Below are 19,948 nucleotides of genomic sequence, written 5' to 3'. Positions count from 1 at the left end.
TATGACATCTGCTGAACCGATAAAACTTACCCAATACAGCCACGGTGCCGGCTGCGGCTGCAAAATCGCCCCGAAAATTCTGGACCGGATTCTCCACCACAACCAGACAGGAACCAGTCCGTTACCGCCCTCTCCCCTCGCCCACCGGTTGCTGGTCGGCAACGACTCCCGCGACGATGCGGCCGTGATGGACCTCGGCAACGGAGAAGCCATCATCAGCACCACCGATTTTTTTATGCCCATCGTTGACGATGCCTTTGATTTCGGCCGTATTGCCTCGGCCAACGCCATCAGCGACGTCTATGCCATGGGCGGCGAACCGCTCATGGCGATTGCGATCCTGGGCTGGCCGCTGGACAAGCTGCCACCGGAAGTGGCGGGCGAGGTGCTGGCCGGCAGCCGGGCAATTTGTGCCGAAGCCGGTATTCCGCTGGCCGGCGGACACAGCATCGACTCACCCGAACCGATTTTCGGGCTGGCCGTTACGGGCAAGGTGCGGACCGAACACCTGAAGCAAAACAATACGGCCACCGCCGGTTGCCGGCTTTACCTGACCAAACCCCTTGGCGTCGGTATTCTGACCACGGCGCAGAAAAAAGGCATCCTGGCGCCCGAGCATGCGCAGCTCGCGCCCGCTCAAATGGCACAACTGAATAAATTCGGGGCCGTGTCGGGGAAACTCCCTTACGTGAAAGCGCTGACCGACGTCACCGGCTTCGGACTGCTCGGCCATTTGGTGGAAATGGCCGATGGCAGCGGACTCAGCGCAACCGTAACCTTCGACGCAGTACCTAAACTACCGGTCGTGGATGCGTACCTTGCCCAAAAAAGCATTCCCGGCGGAACACACCGCAACTGGGACAGCTACGGCCATAAAATCGCCGATCTGACCGACCGGCAACGCTTTATTCTGGCCGATCCGCAAACCTCCGGCGGCCTGCTGATTGCCGTTGAGCCGGATTCTTGTGCGGCATTTGAACAAGTTGCTGCCCAAAATGGGTTTACTTTGCAGTCGTTTGGCGAGCTCACCCCTCGCCGGGAGAAATCCATTTACGTTATTTAACCACTAAGGCAGAAAGACAGCAGGCAGCCCGAAGACGTTCTTTCTTTGTGCACCTGCGGTTATTTGCGTCTTTGCGGCCAATCAGACCATATGAAATTATATTTTCGTCAATCGGGTGATACCGGACCAGCCGTGATTTTTCTGCACGGCATTTTCGGATCCTCTGATAATTACGTGACCATCAGCAAGGCTATTGCCGCTCAGGGCTACCGCGTTTTTTCGGTCGACCAGCGGAACCATGGCCAATCGCCCCGCAGTGATGAATTTGATTATGAGGCGATGGCGGCCGACCTCCATGAATTTATTAAGGATCATCAGCTGGATAAGCCGGTGCTGGTCGGCCACTCCATGGGTGGTAAAACGGTTATGCAGTACGCTATGTCGTATCCGGATACATTCAGCAAGCTGATCGTGGTCGACATTGCGCCGCGTTTCTATCCCGTACATCACGGTGAAATCCTGCGCGGTTTCAATGCCGTACCGCTGCAAACGCTGACGAACCGGAATGAAGCCGATGCTATTTTCAGTGACTATGAGCGCTCGGCTTCGGTACGTCAGTTTTTATTGAAAAACCTGTACCGGACAACGGAAGGGAAATTCGACTGGCGCATTAACCTGCCGGTTATCGAGCGCGAAATCCACGGTGTGGGCGAAGAACTGAAAATGACCCGGCAAGTCACCGAACCGACTCTGTTTATGCGGGGGAGTGAATCGCCTTACATTACCGAAGAAGATGAGAAAACCATTAAACGCATTTTCCCGAATGCGGTAGTACAGACCATTGCCGGTGCCGGTCACTGGGTGCAGGCTGAAAAGCCGGCAGAATTTGTAGAAGCCGTTTTAGCCTTTATCGCCTGATGCCTACCTTATATTTAATACCAACCGTTCTGGCCGACAATACCGCCGACCAGGTGTTATCTCCGCAAATCCGGGACGTTATAAGCAAGCTGGATGCTTACTTTGTCGAAAACGTCCGGACGGCGCGCCGTTTTATCAGCAGTCTCAAAACCGGTAAAGTCATTGACGAACTATCGTTTTTTGATCTGAATAAGGATACGACCGATATCGACGTACGCCGCAACATGCAGGCCCTGACCGACCGGAAACAGGATGCCGGTGTGCTGTCGGAAGCCGGTTGCCCGGGGGTAGCCGATCCGGGCGCGGCGGCTGTCCGGGTGGCGCATCAGCTGGGCTGGACGGTTGTTCCGCTCGTGGGGCCCTCTTCGATCCTGATGGCCCTGATGGCGTCGGGCATGAGCGGGCAGTCGTTTGTTTTTCACGGCTACCTGCCCATCGATCGCGGCGAACGCAGTAAAACGCTGAAGCAACTCGAAAAAGAGGCCCGCCTGAAGCAGCAAACCCAGATTTTTATGGAAACGCCTTACCGGAACAATCAGCTCATGGGCGATGTCTTGTCGGCCTGTGCCGGTGACAGCCGCCTGTGTGTTGCCTGCAACGTAACAGCCCCTGATGCGTTTATTAAAACGAAAACCATCAAAGACTGGAAAGGCCAGCTTCCTGACCTGCATAAAAAACCAACTGTATTTCTTTTATTCTGACATGGTTAAGGCTTTTACGTTTTCCCCGTTTCAGGAAAACACCTACATCGTTAGCGACGATGCCACCAAAAAGGCGGTAGTAATTGACCCGGGCTGCTACGATCAGTCGGAGAAAGAAACACTCGCCGCATTTATCGAAAAAAACCAGCTGACGATTACCCATCTGCTCCAGACCCATGCCCACCTCGATCACGTGTTTGGCAGCGCGTATGTCAAGCGTAAGTTCGGGGTTAAAATGTATCTTCATGAACTCGACATGGTTATTTTCAACGATGTGCCGAAACGCATGGAGATGTACGGGCTACGCGGCTACGACCCTACGGAAGTAGACGCCTACCTGCACGAAGGCAATCAGATTACGTTTGGCAACACCACGCTGGATGTGCTTCATACACCCGGCCACGCGCCCGGGCATGTCGTGTTCGTGAATCACAACGACCGGTATGTGATTGGCGGTGATGTCCTTTTTAAGGGCAGTATCGGCCGTACAGACTTTCCCTACTGCGACCATCAGGCCCTGCTGACCAGTATCCGGACCAAGCTGTATACGCTTCCGGACGATTATACAGTGTATGCCGGCCATATGGACCCGACAACAATCGGGCGGGAGAAAAAAACAAATCCGTTTGTCCGGATGGATTAATGGCCGCAGTTGCTGCTGATACCTATTCTATATGCTATCGAATATCGTTAAACAAATTCCGAATACCATGACGTGCGGCAACCTGCTCTGCGGCAGCATTGCCATCGTCATGGCCCTGAACGGTGATCTGGTAACAGCTGCCTGGCTAATGGTCGTTGCGGCCCTGCTTGATTTCGGGGATGGTTTCGTGGCCAGGCTGGTGCATGCTTCCGGCCCGTTTGGCAAAGAGCTGGATTCACTGGCCGATATGGTTACGTTTGGTTTATTACCCGGCATTCTGGTGTTTAAGCTGGCGCAGGGGCTTGACATGGGTGTGTGGTCGTATGGTGCTTTCCTGATTACGGTTTTATCGGCGATCCGGCTGGCTAACTTCAACATTGACACCCGTCAGGCAGACGGGTTTATTGGGGTACCGACTCCGGCCAACAGCCTCATGATTGCCTCATTCCCGTTCATGAGCCATTATCAGCCCGACCTGACGCCCTATTGGTACAACCCGTATGTACTGACCGGCATCACCCTGTTCGCCTTTATGCTGGTGGCCGAATTACCGCTGCTGGCGCTGAAGTTTAAAACGTTCAGCTGGCAGGCGAATAAAATAAAATACGTTTTTCTGATTCTTTCCGCCCTACTTCTGTTAATTTTGCGCTTCGCAGCCCTCCCTCTTATTATCGGGCTGTATGTGGTATTGTCAATGAGCGAAAGAGTGAAAGAGTGAAAGAGCACCGCTTACACTGGTTACGGCCAACACTGAACCCGGTCAGCCAACCTGCTTTTTCACCCTTTTACTCTTTCACTCTTTCACTCTTTATCATTCATGAAATTTTTCGCAGAAATCGACGTAATGCCCCGGAAAGAAATTCTGGATCCTCAAGGTAAAGCGGTTCGGCTTGGCCTCCACAACCTGCACATCGACAATGTTGGTGACGTTCGTATCGGGAAACACATCCGGTTAGAAGTTGAAGCGGAAAGCGAAGAAGCTGCTACATCAACCGTCGACGACGCCTGCCGCCAGCTTCTGGCAAACCTGATCATGGAAGAATATAGCTTCACGTTACATACAGCGTAAGCAAGGCAGTTAAAATTGCATACTTTTTTTGCATTATCCCGGCAAAGTCAGGACTTTATTCATGGAAACGACAATCCTCCCCGAATAAAGTGCTATTTTAGCCGGGCTTTTTTTGCTTTATTGCAATACTATGACGTACTCGACCATAACGGGACTAGGCTTTTATGTCCCCGACAATATTGTTACGAATAATGATCTGACGCAGTACATGGATACCTCGGATGCCTGGATTCGCGAGCGCACCGGTATTCAGCAACGGCGGTATTTCACCTACGGAAAAGACACAAACGCCAGTATGGCAACGGCGGCCTCCCGGATGGCCATCGAACGGGCCGGTATCGAAGCCTCTTCGATTGACCTGATCGTGTATGCGACCATCACCCCGGATTACTTTTTTCCAGGCTCGGCCTTTCTGATGCAGCGTGAGCTTGGTCTGGATGGCATTGGTGTCATTGATATCCGGAATCAGTGTTCTGGTTTTGTATATGCCCTGTCCATTGCGGATCAGTTTATCCGGACCGGTATGTATAAAAACGTACTGATCGTTGGTTCAGAGATTCAGTCTTCCTGGATCAATAAAAGTACCGAAGGCCGGAATGTGGCGGTCATTTTCGGCGATGGTGCCGGTGCGGCTGTGGTGCAGGCCACTAATGATCCGGAGCACCGCGTGCTGTCGACCCACCTGCATGCCGATGGCCGGTATGCCGAAGAGCTTTATGTCAAAGACCCCGGCAGCAGCCGTCCCGGCCGCGCCGTGACGAAAGAGATGCTCGACGAAGGCGGCATTGATGTAATCATGAACGGAAACGCCGTCTTCAAACATGCGGTTGTCCGTTTTTCGGAAGTGATCCATGAAAGCCTGCAGGCCAACGGCTACTCCGCCAGCGATATTTCCCTGTTAGTTCCGCACCAGGCCAATATCCGTATTTCAGATTACGTCCGTCAGCAGATGAATCTGCCGGAAGAAAAAGTGATGAGTAACATTCACCTTTATGGCAATACCACCGCCGCCTCTATTCCGATTGCCCTGACTGAAGCCTGGGAACAGGGGCGCGTGAAACAAGGCGATCTGGTTTGCCTGGCGGCTTTCGGCAGCGGATTTACCTGGGCCTCGGCGCTGATTAAATGGTGACTATGATTGAATGATTAAGTGATTGAATGATTTAGTTACTGAATGTTAAGTGATTGAATGATTAAGTGATTGAATGATTAAGTGATTGAATGATTAAGTGATTGAATGATTAAGTAACTGAATTTCAAGTAACTAAATATTAAGTGATTGAATGTTTTAGCGGACTAAACGCGGTGAATGAACGAGTGTGAGCGTGATTGATACATTTTATGTTACCACGCTTGCACTCGTTCGCTCGCTCACTCTTCTTTAATAATTCCCGATTGACAGCATGACCAGCGTACAGGCGTCAACCGGTTCGATCCCTTCTTCCCGCAGCTGACGCTCAAACTCCGGATTTTCGGCACCCGGATTAAAAATCACCCGCCGTGGCTTTAAAGCCTTGATGTACTCATAGTACTGCGGCTGATTGCGTGGCCCGACGTACATCGTCACCGTATCAACTCCCTTCAACTCAGGCTGTCCGGTCTGAATAATATGGCCGCGTATATTCCCCTGCCGTAAGCCCACTAACTCAATGGCATGCCCGTGGTTCAGTAAACTGAGCGCGGCACGGTTTGCATACCGGTCGGGATTCTCAGAAGCGCCCAGAATCAATGTCTTTTTATCTGTCAACATAGTTGTTTGTCTCCTATTTATTTGAAAATACTCTGTTACCTTTATGATTTTATATCGTCTTCTATAAGAAACAGATTTATTCTTTTTTTGATTTTCACTTTCTTATGCAGTGCCTTTTGTTTATCTTTTCTTCAAATTAGTTTAATACTTGACCTGTATACTTTAAATAGACTTTTTTGCTAGTATAAGCGACATAAACCAGTTCATCTATTAAATTAGCAGCCAAGCTTAACCTTTTTCTCAGTATTTTGTTTAAGTTTATATAAACAAACAGGTATCCTACTCAATCTATTTCACTTCTACTTTTTTGTGAAAAATGAATGACAAAAAGAATCAAAGTTACTGGAATGAGAAATGGGTAACCATTCCGTTTGATACTGTTGAAAACCCTCCCCATTACGAGGTGTCCAACTATGGCCGGATACGGAGTTTTCAGTCCGGGACAGCCCAGGGGACTATCATTAAGGGGTCGGTTATTCAGGGGTATCGTTCCTTAAACATTCGTTCACAAGGGAAAACGCTCAACCGTTATGTACACAAACTGGTCGCCGAGTTTTTTGTAAAACGCCAGCAACCGGAACACACATTTGTCATCCACCTGGATCATGATAAGATGAATAATTATCATTTAAATCTGAAGTGGGTGTCGAAGGAAGAAATGATTGAGCATAACCGGAACAATCCAAATCTCAAGAACCGCCCGCAGCCACGTCAGACCAGCAATTACAAGCTGACGGAGACAAAGGTCAAAATCATTAAAAAACTTTTACGGAACGACAAAAACCGGCTCAAAATGATTGCCAAGCAGTTTGGGATCACGCATACCCAGCTCAACCGCATTCGGTCCGGCGAGAACTGGAAACACGTCACAATTGACGATTAACACACAAAAAAGGGGGTATCGGCTGATACTCCCTTTTTTGTGTTATGTAGTACCTTCAGAGAGTATTTATCAACGCCTGATAACGCCTTCCGGATGCTTTGAGATGCTTCCGCCCGAACCGTTGGCACGATGTGCCAATGGCAACGTCACAAAAAACGAGGTCCCCACATCCTCGGTCGTTTCAAACCAGATGCTGCCGCCAACGTGTTCTATACCACGTTTGGCGATGGCCAGCCCTAAGCCGGAGCCGTCTTTCTTCGTGCTGAAATTGGGCAGAAATACCTTCGCCCGGATCGACTCCGGAATCCCCGACCCGTTGTCATGTATTTCGATCTGCACCTCGTCTTCTGTCGTAAATAACTTTAGCTCGATGCGTGGCTTGCGCCCCGGCGGCACTGACTGAATACCGTTAATGATCAGATTCGTGATGATCCGACCCGTCATCTGCCGGTCACCGATAACCATTATCGGCCCTTGCATAATGTCTTTAACAACACTGTTGCGCTCATCGTCGGCATATAAATCAGCCGCTTTATTCAGGACAGCGGTAATTTCAAACATTTCGTTTTTCGGTAACGGCATTTTGGCCAGTTCCGAGAACGACGCGGCAATTTCGCTGATGTTATCGATTTGCTCCAGCAATGATTCAAAGGCATTTTTAATAATCCGCCGGGCACGGCTGTCCTCCTCGCCTACCGGCATTGTCCGCTGCAAATGCTGCAACGTCAGTTTCATCGGCGTCAGCGGGTTTTTAATTTCATGAGCAATCTGCTTGGCCATTTCCCGCCAGGCCGACTGTTTTTCGCTTACCGAAAGGGCCTGTTTACTTTCTTCCAGCTTCACCAGCATCCGGTTATATTCTCCGACTAAAAGCCCGATTTCGTCATCCGACTTCCAGTCGAGGGGTTCGTTCAGCTTGTCCAGGTTTGTCCGCCGGATTTTCTGCGTGATCAGCCGTAAGGGTCCCGTCAGCGAATTGGACGCGATATAGGAAAGAATGAGGAAGACGATGAACAGGATCATGAACACGTTCAGCGTAGAAGCAACCACTTCGCTTACCTGCTCATCCAGCTCCGGCTGAGCGTAGAAATACGGCACACTCAGCACACCCAGCAACCGGCCTTTATAGGATTTGATCCCGGCATAGGCCGTCCGGTATTCCTTACTACCCAACGACTCACTCAGCAGCACCTGTTTTTCCTTGTTCTCAATCAGGTGAATATACGCCTGCGGATTAATACGCTTCGACAGATGACCGCTTTCATACATCAACGGACGGGTGGAGGTGAAAAGAACACCTGTTGTATCAAACACATTAATGTCTGTATCAACGTCACGGGCAATTTTTTTCAATTCTTCCTGAGCCGACTCCAGGCTTCGTTTTCCCTGCTGGTATTCGTCCAGGTAAGAGAGAAAGTTCGATGCAATGTTGCGGGTATTGCTAATAAATGCCGTTTCCTGGTTTGAGACATAGTTCGAGGTGATAACTCCCAGAATAATGATCATTACCAATAACAACGGCAGGAAAAAGGCGATATTCAGCAGAATCTGAATCCGGGTCGAGTAATTAACGCTGAAATGCGAAATCTGATACCGGATGGCATAGGTCATGATGGCCACAATCACGGTCAGCACCAGAATCAGGAACAGAAAGGAAAAGTTAGACAGAATGCTGCTGAGAGGGAACTCCAGCGAAGACACCACAATTGTCCGGCCGTTTTTGCCCTGTAACCCTACGTGCTTGTACCCATTCAGCGTCATACCGGCATCAAACAGTTCCGGCCGTTCGAGCATCCACTGCGGCATTTTCCGGTCGTAGTTATAACTACCCGTACTGTACATAATGGACTTTGGCGTACCGCCATAGATTACGTAGCTATAGTCCTGGCTCTCCGGTGACTGGATCAGTTTTTTGTCGACCAGTAATTCCAGGTAGACGTTTTTAGGTGTCTCGTTGCGCAGCTTCAGATCAAGCACCAGCCGCCCGATCAGTGTACTATCAGTATCCTGACCGTATACATCGATAAACCCGATATACTGCTTTATGATATTGTTGCCGACTTCGTTATTAAAATAAAGCCCGTTGTACTGCGTTTTGAAGCGGTCATGCCGGTATCGTTCATCATAGGCACGATAATCCATAGCATTTGGCCGGTGCTCAAGCGGGTTACCGTCGGCATCGAAAGAGAGTACTTCAACGTCGTATTTCTCAAAGTATTTTTCGAGATAGGTACTTTTCACCCGATGCTGTATGCGGGCGCTCCCCAGTATTGAATCCCGCCGGAAAGACCGCCGGATCTCAGTATCACCGGCAATGGCACCACGCGCTTTGTCCAGCAAAAACTCTCCCAATATATCATTTTCTGCCAGCAGCCGAGCGCCAAAATCCTTTTTCCGGGCAATGTCCTTTTTGATTTCCTGCCGATAGACCACATAAGCGGTCGTCAATGCACAGATAAACGCAGCAAAAAACAGGTAAATCGAGGTCTGATAACGGAACGTGTACAGTATCCGCGGGAAACGGGTCAGGTAAAGGGTAATGAAATAAATGCCGTTCAATACCCATACCAGTTCGGCAATAACGCCGACGGCATAATATAAAACCGCTGACAGCACCGTACCGACCAGAAAAGCCAGCCACCCCTGACGCATGTCATTATTAAAGCGGATAAACAGGCTGGTCAGCAAATGAAGCGCCAGAAAATAAATCAGTGAGATGCTGACAAATACCAGTAAACACGCAATTTTCAGATGCGTAAAGTGAATGCTCAACGAAATATCGAGCATATACTGAGACTTCTCGTAGATATTATTCAGTTCTGCGTAGCACAGATAAAACACTACATAACTGGCAATTACGGTACTTACAGACACCAGTAATTTAATCCAGTCGTGCTGCCGGATCAGGAAGCGGAACGTGCGCGTACGGTAATAGTGGGCAATCATGTATAGGCCCAGCATCACTACCGCCAGCGAATTCAGCAGCATGTCACTGAGCGATGGCGCAATGACAGACGACGCGTAAAACTTAGGATTGAACAGGTCAGTGTCGATAAACAAAAACGGCACTCCGAAATAGAGCATCACCCCCCGCAACATCAGGAGATAGGCAAAAAAAACAAGGAACCCAAACTCAAATTGCCGTTTCCGGCCGAAACGGATCATCAGCCGGATCACATACAACCCCAGAAATAATACCCCGATTGTCGCCAGAATAACCGTATTGACAGGGGTAGAGTGATTGCGATAGGCCCGGATATGGGGCGGCGTTACCGAAAACAGGAAGACCGGCGAGTTATCGTAAATATTCTGATACGACCGCGCCTTTTGCATGGAAATGGCCCTGGGCTCAATCGGAAACAGCGCAGGATTATATCCGGACTGTAAATACGTATTCGTGTTGTTATAATGGCGGTAAACCATCACCAGCGAATAAATATCATACTGATGGCCGTTTTTGACGATTTTCTGCCGGCTTACGATGTATTTGCCCTGATCAAAATGGACGAGCCTCGGATGCGGTACCGTTGCGATACGCTCATAATCAGGCACAAACAGCTGATCTGACCAATACAGTATTTTACCATCCTGAAAAATAAAATATGGATACCGGGTTGAAAAATTCAGGTTCGAAAACGTAAAATCCTTGGTTTCCTTTACCCGGTTCGTCACCTGAAGCAGTTCTTCACTACTGGTCCGTAACTCTGTCTTGACACGTTCCTGAATAGCGGCCAGATATTGCTCATCAGTAGCCCCGGGTGCATCCCTTTCTAAAAAAACATAGCAGAGTGCCGACAGTAAAACCATCAGCATTGCCAGAAACAGAAATATATGCTTTTCGACTATTTTCACGATTCAGGATAAAGAGACTACCTCATTTGCAGTAAAAATCGTGCCAGAAGCAAGTCCTTATATTACCAGAACGGTAACTTATAATATTCATTTTTTCAACTTGCTGTATTAGAAGGCTTATCAACCGTGAATCCACGTGCCTCTTCAGCCGCTTCGTAGCCGATGGTAGCCCCCAGCACATATAAAAGATGTTTTTTATCGATAATGATCCGGACCCCGTCAACGTTATAGACTTCGTCAGAGGCCCCGGGCAAGTCAAAACCAAGCAGCCATGATGACCCGCAGCCCCCTCCTTTTATGCCGATGCGGAGACCGTATTCGGCCGGAATTTTCTGGGTTTGAAAAATATCGATTATCTGATTGCGGGCATCTTCATGAAGCTGCACCGGTTGATCTAGTACAAACATGGCTGGTTTTTCCGTTACGTTTTCGGGCCTCGGCATGCGTTTTCTGCGATTTTAAGTCGCCCCGGCTCAAGGCCCTTTTTTCAAAGTTACCTAATTTTACGCACACATAACGAAACACAGAATGGAGCTGATTGCTGATTTGCTTAAGTTGATTGTCCCTGCGGCACTGGTTCTTTACGGCATGTATCTGACCGTGAAACTTTTGCTGGAGCGGGAAGCCGACCGGCACAAAAATGAGACAAAAACAGAATACGTAAAATCGGTTATTCCGATCCGCCTGCAGGCCTATGAGCGCATGGTGCTCTTCCTGGAACGCATTAGTCCGAACAACCTGCTGGTTCGCCTGAGCGGTAATGCCACGACGGTGCTCGAATTTCAGCAATTGCTGTTGCAGGAAATCCGGGATGAATACAACCACAATCTGTCGCAGCAGATTTACATGAGTCAGGCGGCGTGGGAACATATTCAGGGGGCAATGAACGAAGTGGTTACCCTGATTAATCAGGCATCCGGCGATACATCCCCCGATGCGCAACCCATTGAACTCGCCAAGAGACTCTTTGAGCGCATCATTCAGCAGGATAAACAACCAACGGCAACGGCACTGAAATTTGTCAAAGCCGAAATACAGGAACAGTTTATCTGATTGTTGACCTGGCAGGTTCTTTCTGGCAGGAATACGGGCTTACCAGACTTGCTGCGCTATGGCAGTAGTAGTCTGTTAAGCCCGTATTCCTGCCTTTTTTCTGTTTCCCGTCCCTTTTCAGTACCCGAAAACCTCGCGGGAGATTGTCATTGCTTCCCCGAAAGCCGCCATGTTGAGCGTTGGGAGCAGGTTCTGTTTTTCTAAAACCGGCAGGATACCTTCCGTCGGCAGATTTCCGGTTAAGTCATCGGCCGCCATCGGGCAACCGCCAAAGCCACGCAGGGCCCCGTCGATCCGCCGGACACCCGACCGGATCACAGCGTCAACCTTTGCCTCCACCTCACCCGGAACCGCATGTAGATGGGCGCCGAACTCCACCTCCGGATGCTGATTGATCAGATGCGAAAACAAGCGTTCAATCGCCTCAGGTGTCGCACTGCCAACGGTATCCGACGGCGCGATGATGCGGATGCCAAGATCGGCCAGCTGCCGGGTAAATGTACTGACCACTTCCGGGCTGTAGGGGTCTCCGTACGGATTCCCAAACCCCATAGACAGATAGATCACCAGTTCTTTCTGTGCTCCGGCACACAGTTTCTGCATTGTTTCTACCTCTGTAAGCGCCTGTGCAATGGATTTATTCGTGTTGCGCTGCTGAAACGTTTCAGACACAGACAACGGGAAACCGAGGTAGTGAACTCCTTTCGAGTCCAGCGCCTGCTCGGCTCCACGCAGGTTGGCCACGATGGCTAATAGCTTCGTCCGGGTTGATGACAGGTCAAGACCAGCCAGCACAGCCGTCGTATCGGCCATTTGCGGGACCGCTTTCGGGGAGACAAAACTGCCCGCATCAAGCGTATCAAAACCAACCTTCAGCAGGGCATTCAGGTACGCCGTTTTCAGGTCGGTTGGCACTATATGTGTAAGGCCCTGCATGGCGTCGCGCGGGCACTCAATGAGTTTCATGAGTCGTAGGGGTTACCTTTTTTGAGAAAACGCATTAAAGACAGATTCAGTTTACCGCCACGCAACTGCCGGCGTCGCCGTGAACCGAACCACATCCGGATTAATTCTGTTTTAGTATAGGGCGTGGCCTGTATACACCCCCATTCCACTTTAATTGTTCATTCATTTCGAATGCTTTACCCGAATACCCTCGAACAAAAACTAGGTTTCGATAAAATACGCGAACTTTTGAAGCAAGCCTGTGTCAGTCCGCTGGGACAGGACTATGTGGATAAAATCCGCTTCACGGATAACCATCAACTCATCGATAAACTGCTCCGGCAAACGGCTGAATTTAAACAGATCGTTCAGTTTGAGCCTGACTTTCCGTCGTCGAACTATATCGATGTACGGGAGCAGCTGAAAAAAGCCCGCATAGAAGGCATTGCCCTTACCGAAGAGGAGTTTTTCGACCTGAAACTGTCCTTACGTACGATTCAGGACTGTCTGCGCTTTCTTGAAAAGCGTACGGAACGCAATGAATACCCGTTTCTGCGGGAACTGGCAGGGCCGGTTACGGTCAATAAAGCCGTTAACGATGCCATCGAACGTGTCATTGACGACCGCGGACATGTCCGCGACTCGGCCTCCCCCGAACTGGCACGCATCCGCCGGCAGATCATTGCCGAACAGCATAACCTGCGGAAGCAGCTGGACAGCATGCTGCGCATGGCCCGCAATAATGGCTGGATTCCCGACGATCTGAGCCTGACCGTTCGCGGGGGGCGCCTGGTGATTCCGATTGCAGCCGAACATAAGCGGAAGATTAAGGGCTTTGTACACGACGAATCCTCGACCGGTCAGACCGTATACCTCGAACCGGCTGAAGTATTCGATGCAAACAACGAAATCCGCGAACTGGAATATGAAGAACGCCGTGAGGTATTCCGTATTCTGCAGGCCCTGACGGATCAGTTGCGCCCGCATCTGGAGGATCTCAAGAAAGCCATTAACTTTCTGGCGATGATTGACTTCATCCGGGCCAAAGCGCGGCTGGCCACCCAGCTTGAAGCCGGTATGCCGAAAGTGCATAACCGCCCGTTTGTCAGCTGGTCGGCCGCCCGCCACCCCCTGCTGCATCTTTCGTTTCAGAAACAGGGTAAAAAGGTGGTTCCGCTTCAGGTGCGGCTGGATGAAAAACAGCGGATTCTGATTATTTCCGGACCAAACGCCGGTGGTAAATCCGTGGCACTGAAAACCATCGGTCTGGTGCAGTTCATGCTCCAGTGTGGTCTGCTGGTGCCGATGAATGATTTTTCGGAAATGGGCGTTTTCCAGAATCTGTTCATCGACATCGGCGACGAGCAATCCCTTGAAAATGACCTGAGTACCTACAGCTCCCACCTGACTGCGATGAAGCAGTTTCTGATTGGTGCCAACAAGCGGTCGCTCTTCCTGATCGACGAATTTGGTACCGGCACCGAACCGGGTCTGGGCGGCGCCATTGCCGAAGCCATTCTGGAGGATCTGAATAAGTCGGGAGCCTATGGGGTGATTAACACCCACTATACCAACCTGAAGGTGTTTGCCGACAAAACCGACGGGCTCATCAACGGCGCCATGCGTTTCGACGGAGAGCACCTTGAGCCGCTTTACGAACTCGAAATGGGTCGGCCCGGCAGCTCGTTTGCCTTTGAAATTGCCCGTAAAATCGGCCTGCCGAAAGGCGTCATCGATCGGGCCAAGGACAAACTGGGTTCCCAGCAGGTTAGCTTTGAAAAGCTGCTGAAAGAGCTTGATATTGAAAAGCGTGTTTTTGCCGAAAAAAACATGGAGATCGGGATTAATCAGCGCAAGGTCGCTCAACAGCTGGCCGAATATACGGCGCTGAAAACCCGCCTGGAAAACGAGCAGAAGCAGCTGATCAATGACGCCAAGCAAAAGGCAAAGGCGCTGGTGCAGGAAGCCAATCAGCGAATTGAAAACACAATCCGCGAGATTAAGGAAAACAAGGCCGAAAAAGAAGCCACCAAAGCCGTCCGGCAGCAGCTGGAGCAGTTTGAGACGAAGGAACTCAAGCCGGAAGTGATTGCGGAAACAAAGCCCAAAGAAGAATATGAACTGGCAGAAGGCACCATCGAGGCTGGAAATTATGTCCGGATTAAGGGACAGACCGCCGTTGGACAGGTGCTGGCCATCCGGGGGAAAGATGCCGAAATCGGTATCGGCGACCTGAAATCAAACATCAAGCTGAACCGACTCGAAAAACTCAGCAAAAAAGCCTATAAAGAGGCGACCGGCGAAGAGAATAAGCCCCGGATGCAGGGTATCGATATGAATGAGAAGATGATGAATTTCAGCTTCAACCTCGATATTCGCGGCAAACGCGGCGAAGAAGCCCTCGGCGTGGTGGATCAGTTTATGAACGATGCCCTGATGCTGGGCTATCCTGAACTCCGGATTGTTCACGGTAAAGGCGACGGCATCCTGCGGACGCTCGTCCGGAATCATCTGCGGACCTACAAGGAAGTGGCCCGAATGGCCGACGAGCATGTGGACCGTGGCGGGGCCGGTGTGACGGTGGTGCAAATGCGATAGTTTTAAAACAGAGTGGCACGAACGGTTTTCGTGCCACTTTTCTTTTATAAAAACTCAACAATAGAACCATGGAATACAGACACTTAGGCGGCTCCGGCCTTCAGGTACCGGTACTTAGTTTTGGTACGGCCACGTTCGGCGGCGGCAACTCATTTTTCAAGGCATGGGGCAGTACACAGGTCGAAGAAGCCACCCGGTTAGTGGATATCTGCCTGGATGCCGGTCTCAATCTGTTCGATACGGCCGATGTCTACTCGCAGGGCTTATCGGAAGAAATTCTGGGCAAAGCCATTGCCGGTAAACGGGATCAGCTGCTGATTTCGTCGAAAGCTACCTTTACGTTCGGCAATGGTCCGAATAATCAGGGCTCCTCGCGTTTTCATCTCTTGCGCCAGGTCGAAGGCAGCCTCAAACGCCTTGGCACCGACTATATTGACCTTTTTCACATGCATGGCTTCGACGGGGTGACGCCGGTCGAAGAAACGCTGCGGACGCTGGATGATCTGGTACAGAGCGGTAAAATCCGGTATCTGGCCGCCTCGAATTTTTCGGGCTGGCACCTGATGAAATCGACGGGGATCTCCGAAAAATACGGCTGGAACCGCTACATCGCCCATCAGGTCTATTACTCGCTGCTGAACCGCGAATATGAATGGGAACTGATGCCGCTGGGCCTCGATCAGAAAGTGGGGGCTATTGTCTGGTCACCGCTCGCGGCAGGAATGCTTGGTGGTAAATACCGGCGTAATCAACCGATGCCGGCCGACAGCCGTGTAGCCCAAGGCGGCAGCCCGATTCCGGCGGCAGTGGTTGACAGCGAACGGCTTTATGCGATTATGGACGTGCTGGATGCGATTGCGGAGGAAACCGGCAAAACCGTGGCACAGGTCGCCCTGAACTGGGTACTGCAGCGGCCAACTGTGTCGAGCATCATTATCGGTGCCCGCAATGAGGAGCAGCTGACGCAAAATCTGGGGGTAGTAGGCTGGAAGCTGACCACCGATCAGGTAAAACGCCTCGATCAGGCCAGCGAAACGCCGCCCGTTTATCCTTACTGGCATCAACGCCAGAATCTGACGCTCAATCCGCCACCCGTACTTTATTAATCCGGTCCGGAGAAGCTACTGACGGTAGCTTCTCCGTTATCGTTTCCGTGCTGCCATGCCCATACTGCCAGCCATCAGGGATGGCGTCAGCCGGATATAGACCTCTCCCGAAAGCGGCATATTGCCATAAAATGCCCGCAAAGCCGGATCAATCTGATAACCGGTCACCTGAAGGCCTGCCACCAGATCGGAGCCCCCATAACGAACCAAACGGCCGTTTACCCCCAGTGTCAGCGCATTGATGGTTACTAACGAGCGGTTGGCCAAAGCCATTTCCAGACCAAGTTCTTCGGTAGATTTTGTCAATCGTTCCAGACGACCATAGGCCGCTAACCAGCCCCATTGCAGGCTACTCTCGGCAAGCCATGAATTTTCGGTTTTTCCATGCGCCTGATTCTGCCCCCACACCAGCGCCGACGTGACATACACATCGGCCGGACCAAGTGGTTTACTGTGCAGCAGCGAAGCGGTCGTGCGTACTACATCATCTTCAGGGTGTAAATCTTCGGGACTTTTGATAAATCCCTGCGAAAACTGTAGTGCCAGCGCCGGGGAGGGGTTTATGGATAAGCGATAGGAATAGCTGTCAAAACGCGGCCGGTCGATGTTAAACCGGTGTTCGTCGGGCTCGCGACCCGTGAATGACGATACGTCCAGCTTGGTCCATTTGTAGCGGATACCGACCGTTGCCACCCCGAATAAGATATGGGTCGCGTCCTGCCAGTGATGGCCCAGTGTCGCATCCGGATTATTGAAAGACGAAATCCGGTGCATAAACGCAGGCGGTCCCAGGGCCGGTTCTCCCGGCAACCCGACATATCCGTATATATCTACCTGCCGGTTTACGGCATAGCTATACCCGACCGACAGTTCAGAAAACAAATCATGCGGGTGTTGGCGGTCAATCAGTGGTTTGCCCTGAAAAGACTCTCCTGTCTGAAACAGCAGCGGATACCCGCCTCTGCCAACCGTCAGCGCATCGAGCGACAGCATGGCCCGTAGCAACAGTAAACCCCGCCGGCCGACCGGCCGCTGCGCCATTCCCATCACCCAATTCGGGGCATCCACCTGGCGGTCACTTCCACGCATCGACGCATTATTGGCATTCTGGCTGGTATACCGCAGGAACACGCTGTAGTGAAGCATGTACATCCACTTGTTACGGTGGGTCATGTAGGCGTACATAGGCGTATGATCAGGATGCCAGGACGTACCTGAACCATTCCGGTTCATGGGCAGATTCCGCGAAAAAGAGTGACTCATGGCAGGCATATCACTCATCTCATGCTGGTGCTCACGCATCGTATCCGTCTTGCTTGCCGACGACATTGGCTGCATAGAATCATGCTGGTGCTGTGCAAAGGCTACCTTAGCGACCAGTAACCCGATAATGGCTGTCAAATATTTCTTTTTCATAAGGTCCGGTGTCTCTGTGTCTGCCTCCTTAACCCGGATCAGGTGTTGCTGTTAAAAAAAGTTAGTATCCGACGCCTGCACCAATACTCTCCCTTAATAATCCCGATTGCGTAAGTCATGGTCGGCTTGTCGTGCTTTCTTTGTGTATTATTTATAATAATTCTAAATAATTTATACAATGGAATCCTGTAACTTCAAAACACTTCATATCGACCCGAAGAACGGTTATGTACTTCAATGCACACATTGCGGGCGCATAACCATTGGTTTCGGCATCATTACCGTGAGCCGGACTTTACCCGAATTTTACAAATTCGTTCATGATACTCATTCTTGCTATCAGCACTATGCGGCAACCGGACAAAACCCTAAAATCCGGAATATCCCGTTCTGGCAACTTAGTTCATACAGTTGTCTGACCATGTCATTAAACGATCTGTCGCGGCTTGGGGAGCTCCTGGACTTTGCAGTTGGCAAACTCTATATTGACCAGTTCATCTCCACTTTACCCACAAACCAGAATTAATGCGCGAGCTTCATTTTCAGACCAATATTACCTGTGCCTCCCAATTGCACAAAGCCATGTGCGGGCTGGCTTGTTTACAGGGACAGTATTGCCGGTTAAGTGTTGATCTGCATACAGAGCGACATGACCTGACCATCCGGTCGGGCACACTTCAGGCAGCCGATGTGCTGAACGCCCTTAAAGGGACCGGCATCCGGTGCGCTGTCCTCCACGAAAAAGAACTTGATGACTAGCGTACAGACGCAGAAACCCGGCCAAGGCCGGGTTTCTGCGTCTGTACGCTGACAAGCGAATCGGCTTTACCAGACGTGGGCCCGCTCCCTGACACGAATCAGGTACAATCCGCCCAACGCATTGGCAAGTAAACTAATCAGTGGGAAGACGAGCAGCATTCCAAACCACCAGTTCTGATAGCCAAGGATTGTTTTCAGCGGAACAATCCGGATCAGAATATAGTAAAATATAACCCAGCAAACGCCCGCTATCAGTACACTGCCAAACCAGCGTATCATGGCCGGTACGGGATTTTCCTTTACAACCAGCGGCAGAAAAAAGGAATTCAGACACTGCACAATGTAGTAAATCAGGATAGCCCGGATAAAGTACCCCTCCGGATCAACGGCTGAATCATACCGGTGCGGCCCGAAATAAATCCAGCAGCCAAATGTCACCGGAAGCGTTGCCAGCCACCACCAGGGCTTCACGGCTTCAGAATATACCTTCAGTATCAGTACCTGGGCAATGGTCAGCAGCACCGGAAACAGCACAACCCCGGCCATACCGGTCAGCCAGCTCAGCCAGTGGGCAATAACCGGTAAAAAAATCCAGCGCATATAAATCGTTGGCTCCGACACCGCAATGCCCCGAAATCCAAACAGCATTTTCATCTTCGTAATTATTGTATTTTCAGAAATTTTTGAAACTTATTCAGCAAAAAGAAGGCCTCAACGGCCCGGCACTGCGCTCAGATACTGCGGAAAAACGTCAGAAACTGACCCATCAACCAGTTTTCTTCGGCCTTAATCACTGCATTCAGCGTATTATCGGCAAACCCGACCACCTGGCTCAAATCGCCCACGATTTTCCGGAAGGCTTCCGCTTCGGGGGTATCGGTGTTGACTTTCTTGAGCTCTTCCAGCACTTCGATCACCGGCGTTATCTCCCTTCGGCGGCGTTCTTTGGCCACCTGCCGGGCAATTTTCCAGACATCCTTTTCCGCAATGTAGTATTCCCTGCGGTCGCCGGGTTTCAGTTGTTTGTATACCAGCCCCCAGTCCATCAGCTCGCGCAGGTTCATGTTTGCATTCCCCCGCGATATCTGAAGCTGTTCCATGACCGTATCGGTGTCGATCGGATCCGGCGCTATCATCAGCAAAGCATGAATCTGTGCCATGGTGCGGTTGATTCCCCACTGCGTAGCCAGCGTCCCCCAGGTCTGGACAAATTTTGCTTTTGCTTCGTCAAACGTCATGACGCAAATGAAAA

Annotated in this window: 20 protein-coding genes; 13 read left to right on the top strand and 7 right to left on the bottom strand. The window is 50.7% G+C overall.

Annotated elements, in window-relative coordinates:
• Position 1: 1 nt before the first annotated feature.
• From selD to BLX24_RS01665, 7 genes are all read left to right on the top strand, one after another.
• Positions 2 to 1,063 (top strand): selenide, water dikinase SelD, encoded by a 1,062-nt coding sequence (gene selD / locus BLX24_RS01695; protein WP_071501338.1) that lies wholly within the window; start codon positions 2 to 4, stop codon positions 1,061 to 1,063.
• A gap of 90 nt (positions 1,064 to 1,153) precedes the next feature.
• Positions 1,154 to 1,921: an alpha/beta fold hydrolase gene (locus tag BLX24_RS01690; RefSeq protein ID WP_071501337.1), complete on the top strand. Its 768-nt coding sequence runs from the start codon at positions 1,154 to 1,156 to the stop codon at positions 1,919 to 1,921.
• Complete coding sequence (locus BLX24_RS01685) at positions 1,921 to 2,622, top strand: SAM-dependent methyltransferase (RefSeq protein WP_071501336.1); 702 nt, start codon at positions 1,921 to 1,923, stop codon at positions 2,620 to 2,622. The genes BLX24_RS01690 and BLX24_RS01685 overlap by 1 nt, the downstream gene beginning before the upstream one ends.
• A 1-nt stretch (position 2,623) precedes the next feature.
• On the top strand, positions 2,624 to 3,265 hold the full coding sequence (locus BLX24_RS01680) for an MBL fold metallo-hydrolase (RefSeq protein ID WP_071501335.1): 642 nt from the start codon (positions 2,624 to 2,626) through the stop codon (positions 3,263 to 3,265).
• 31 nt (positions 3,266 to 3,296) lie between these two features.
• Positions 3,297 to 3,983: a CDP-diacylglycerol--serine O-phosphatidyltransferase gene (gene pssA, locus BLX24_RS01675; RefSeq protein WP_229201674.1), complete on the top strand. Its 687-nt coding sequence runs from the start codon at positions 3,297 to 3,299 to the stop codon at positions 3,981 to 3,983.
• A gap of 99 nt (positions 3,984 to 4,082) precedes the next feature.
• Positions 4,083 to 4,334 (top strand): phosphoribosylformylglycinamidine synthase subunit PurS, encoded by a 252-nt coding sequence (gene purS, locus BLX24_RS01670; RefSeq protein WP_071501334.1) that lies wholly within the window; start codon positions 4,083 to 4,085, stop codon positions 4,332 to 4,334.
• Between the two features lie 130 nt (positions 4,335 to 4,464).
• Positions 4,465 to 5,466, top strand: a complete 1,002-nt coding sequence (locus tag BLX24_RS01665) for a 3-oxoacyl-ACP synthase III family protein (RefSeq protein WP_071501333.1) — start codon at positions 4,465 to 4,467, stop codon at positions 5,464 to 5,466.
• A gap of 249 nt (positions 5,467 to 5,715) precedes the next feature.
• On the opposite strand, the gene BLX24_RS01660 is transcribed toward BLX24_RS01665, so the two are convergent.
• Complete coding sequence (locus BLX24_RS01660) at positions 5,716 to 6,084, bottom strand: CoA-binding protein (RefSeq protein WP_071501332.1); 369 nt, start codon at positions 6,082 to 6,084, stop codon at positions 5,716 to 5,718.
• Between the two features lie 316 nt (positions 6,085 to 6,400).
• Between BLX24_RS01660 and BLX24_RS01655 the strand changes: the two genes are divergently transcribed.
• Positions 6,401 to 6,967 carry an NUMOD4 domain-containing protein gene (locus BLX24_RS01655; protein ID WP_071501331.1) on the top strand — a complete coding sequence of 189 codons (567 nt, stop codon included), beginning with the start codon at positions 6,401 to 6,403 and terminating at the stop codon, positions 6,965 to 6,967.
• Positions 6,968 to 7,036: 69 nt separating this feature from the next.
• Here the strand turns inward: BLX24_RS01655 and BLX24_RS01650 are convergent, their stop codons facing one another.
• Together BLX24_RS01650 and BLX24_RS01645 are read right to left on the bottom strand one after the other, a co-directional pair.
• Positions 7,037 to 10,819 (bottom strand): sensor histidine kinase, encoded by a 3,783-nt coding sequence (locus BLX24_RS01650; protein ID WP_071501330.1) that lies wholly within the window; start codon positions 10,817 to 10,819, stop codon positions 7,037 to 7,039.
• A 95-nt stretch (positions 10,820 to 10,914) separates the two neighbouring features.
• Positions 10,915 to 11,226 carry a HesB/IscA family protein gene (locus BLX24_RS01645; protein ID WP_071501775.1) on the bottom strand — a complete coding sequence of 104 codons (312 nt, stop codon included), beginning with the start codon at positions 11,224 to 11,226 and terminating at the stop codon, positions 10,915 to 10,917.
• Between the two features lie 121 nt (positions 11,227 to 11,347).
• On the opposite strand from BLX24_RS01645, the gene BLX24_RS01640 reads away from it, so the two are divergent.
• Positions 11,348 to 11,872, top strand: a complete 525-nt coding sequence (locus BLX24_RS01640) for a DUF7935 family protein (RefSeq protein WP_071501329.1) — start codon at positions 11,348 to 11,350, stop codon at positions 11,870 to 11,872.
• 117 nt (positions 11,873 to 11,989) lie between these two features.
• On the opposite strand, the gene BLX24_RS01635 is transcribed toward BLX24_RS01640, so the two are convergent.
• Complete coding sequence (locus tag BLX24_RS01635) at positions 11,990 to 12,838, bottom strand: hydroxymethylglutaryl-CoA lyase (RefSeq protein ID WP_071501328.1); 849 nt, start codon at positions 12,836 to 12,838, stop codon at positions 11,990 to 11,992.
• A 171-nt stretch (positions 12,839 to 13,009) separates the two neighbouring features.
• Between BLX24_RS01635 and BLX24_RS01630 the strand changes: the two genes are divergently transcribed.
• Positions 13,010 to 15,415 carry an endonuclease MutS2 gene (locus BLX24_RS01630; protein WP_071501327.1) on the top strand — a complete coding sequence of 802 codons (2,406 nt, stop codon included), beginning with the start codon at positions 13,010 to 13,012 and terminating at the stop codon, positions 15,413 to 15,415.
• Between the two features lie 68 nt (positions 15,416 to 15,483).
• Positions 15,484 to 16,521: an aldo/keto reductase gene (locus BLX24_RS01625; RefSeq protein ID WP_071501326.1), complete on the top strand. Its 1,038-nt coding sequence runs from the start codon at positions 15,484 to 15,486 to the stop codon at positions 16,519 to 16,521.
• Between the two features lie 36 nt (positions 16,522 to 16,557).
• Here BLX24_RS01625 and BLX24_RS01620 read toward each other — a convergent pair whose 3' ends face one another.
• Positions 16,558 to 17,937, bottom strand: coding sequence for a hypothetical protein (locus BLX24_RS01620; RefSeq protein ID WP_071501325.1), 1,380 nt, complete (start codon positions 17,935 to 17,937; stop codon positions 16,558 to 16,560).
• 178 nt (positions 17,938 to 18,115) lie between these two features.
• On the opposite strand from BLX24_RS01620, the gene BLX24_RS01615 reads away from it, so the two are divergent.
• Positions 18,116 to 18,463, top strand: coding sequence for a hypothetical protein (locus BLX24_RS01615; RefSeq protein WP_071501324.1), 348 nt, complete (start codon positions 18,116 to 18,118; stop codon positions 18,461 to 18,463).
• Positions 18,463 to 18,696 carry a hypothetical protein gene (locus BLX24_RS01610; protein WP_071501323.1) on the top strand — a complete coding sequence of 78 codons (234 nt, stop codon included), beginning with the start codon at positions 18,463 to 18,465 and terminating at the stop codon, positions 18,694 to 18,696. The genes BLX24_RS01615 and BLX24_RS01610 overlap by 1 nt, the downstream gene beginning before the upstream one ends.
• Positions 18,697 to 18,762: 66 nt before the next feature.
• On the opposite strand, the gene BLX24_RS01605 is transcribed toward BLX24_RS01610, so the two are convergent.
• Together BLX24_RS01605 and BLX24_RS01600 are read right to left on the bottom strand one after the other, a co-directional pair.
• Positions 18,763 to 19,344, bottom strand: a complete 582-nt coding sequence (locus BLX24_RS01605; protein WP_143092541.1) for a hypothetical protein — start codon at positions 19,342 to 19,344, stop codon at positions 18,763 to 18,765.
• An 83-nt stretch (positions 19,345 to 19,427) separates the two neighbouring features.
• Positions 19,428 to 19,934, bottom strand: coding sequence for a GbsR/MarR family transcriptional regulator (locus BLX24_RS01600; RefSeq protein WP_071501321.1), 507 nt, complete (start codon positions 19,932 to 19,934; stop codon positions 19,428 to 19,430).
• Between the last annotated feature and the right edge of the window lie 14 nt (positions 19,935 to 19,948).

It is taken from the genome of Arsenicibacter rosenii, from assembly GCF_001870735.1.
Lineage (GTDB): Bacteria > Bacteroidota > Bacteroidia > Cytophagales > Spirosomataceae > Arsenicibacter > Arsenicibacter rosenii.
Note: the sequence above shows the minus strand (reverse complement) of the source record. Positions and strands in the feature narration are given on the sequence as shown.

Bases quoted from the DNA above. Each gene is read 5' to 3' on its own strand.
- BLX24_RS01605 (WP_143092541.1), bottom strand. From the start codon at position 19,344: ATGCTGTTTGGATTTCGGGGCATTGCGGTGTCGGAGCCAACGATTTAT.
- BLX24_RS01660 (WP_071501332.1), bottom strand. From the start codon at position 6,084: ATGTTGACAGATAAAAAGACATTGATTCTGGGCGCTTCTGAGAATCCC.
- BLX24_RS01620 (WP_071501325.1), bottom strand. From the start codon at position 17,937: ATGAAAAAGAAATATTTGACAGCCATTATCGGGTTACTGGTCGCTAAG.
- BLX24_RS01665 (WP_071501333.1), top strand. From the start codon at position 4,465: ATGACGTACTCGACCATAACGGGACTAGGCTTTTATGTCCCCGACAAT.
- BLX24_RS01685 (WP_071501336.1), top strand. From the start codon at position 1,921: ATGCCTACCTTATATTTAATACCAACCGTTCTGGCCGACAATACCGCC.
- purS (WP_071501334.1), top strand. From the start codon at position 4,083: ATGAAATTTTTCGCAGAAATCGACGTAATGCCCCGGAAAGAAATTCTG.
- BLX24_RS01680 (WP_071501335.1), top strand. From the start codon at position 2,624: ATGGTTAAGGCTTTTACGTTTTCCCCGTTTCAGGAAAACACCTACATC.
- BLX24_RS01645 (WP_071501775.1), bottom strand. From the start codon at position 11,226: ATGTTTGTACTAGATCAACCGGTGCAGCTTCATGAAGATGCCCGCAAT.
- BLX24_RS01625 (WP_071501326.1), top strand. From the start codon at position 15,484: ATGGAATACAGACACTTAGGCGGCTCCGGCCTTCAGGTACCGGTACTT.
- pssA (WP_229201674.1), top strand. From the start codon at position 3,297: ATGCTATCGAATATCGTTAAACAAATTCCGAATACCATGACGTGCGGC.
- BLX24_RS01655 (WP_071501331.1), top strand. From the start codon at position 6,401: ATGAATGACAAAAAGAATCAAAGTTACTGGAATGAGAAATGGGTAACC.
- BLX24_RS01600 (WP_071501321.1), bottom strand. From the start codon at position 19,934: ATGACGTTTGACGAAGCAAAAGCAAAATTTGTCCAGACCTGGGGGACG.
- BLX24_RS01630 (WP_071501327.1), top strand. From the start codon at position 13,010: ATGCTTTACCCGAATACCCTCGAACAAAAACTAGGTTTCGATAAAATA.
- BLX24_RS01610 (WP_071501323.1), top strand. From the start codon at position 18,463: ATGCGCGAGCTTCATTTTCAGACCAATATTACCTGTGCCTCCCAATTG.
- BLX24_RS01640 (WP_071501329.1), top strand. From the start codon at position 11,348: ATGGAGCTGATTGCTGATTTGCTTAAGTTGATTGTCCCTGCGGCACTG.
- BLX24_RS01615 (WP_071501324.1), top strand. From the start codon at position 18,116: ATGGAATCCTGTAACTTCAAAACACTTCATATCGACCCGAAGAACGGT.
- BLX24_RS01690 (WP_071501337.1), top strand. From the start codon at position 1,154: ATGAAATTATATTTTCGTCAATCGGGTGATACCGGACCAGCCGTGATT.
- BLX24_RS01635 (WP_071501328.1), bottom strand. From the start codon at position 12,838: ATGAAACTCATTGAGTGCCCGCGCGACGCCATGCAGGGCCTTACACAT.
- selD (WP_071501338.1), top strand. From the start codon at position 2: ATGACATCTGCTGAACCGATAAAACTTACCCAATACAGCCACGGTGCC.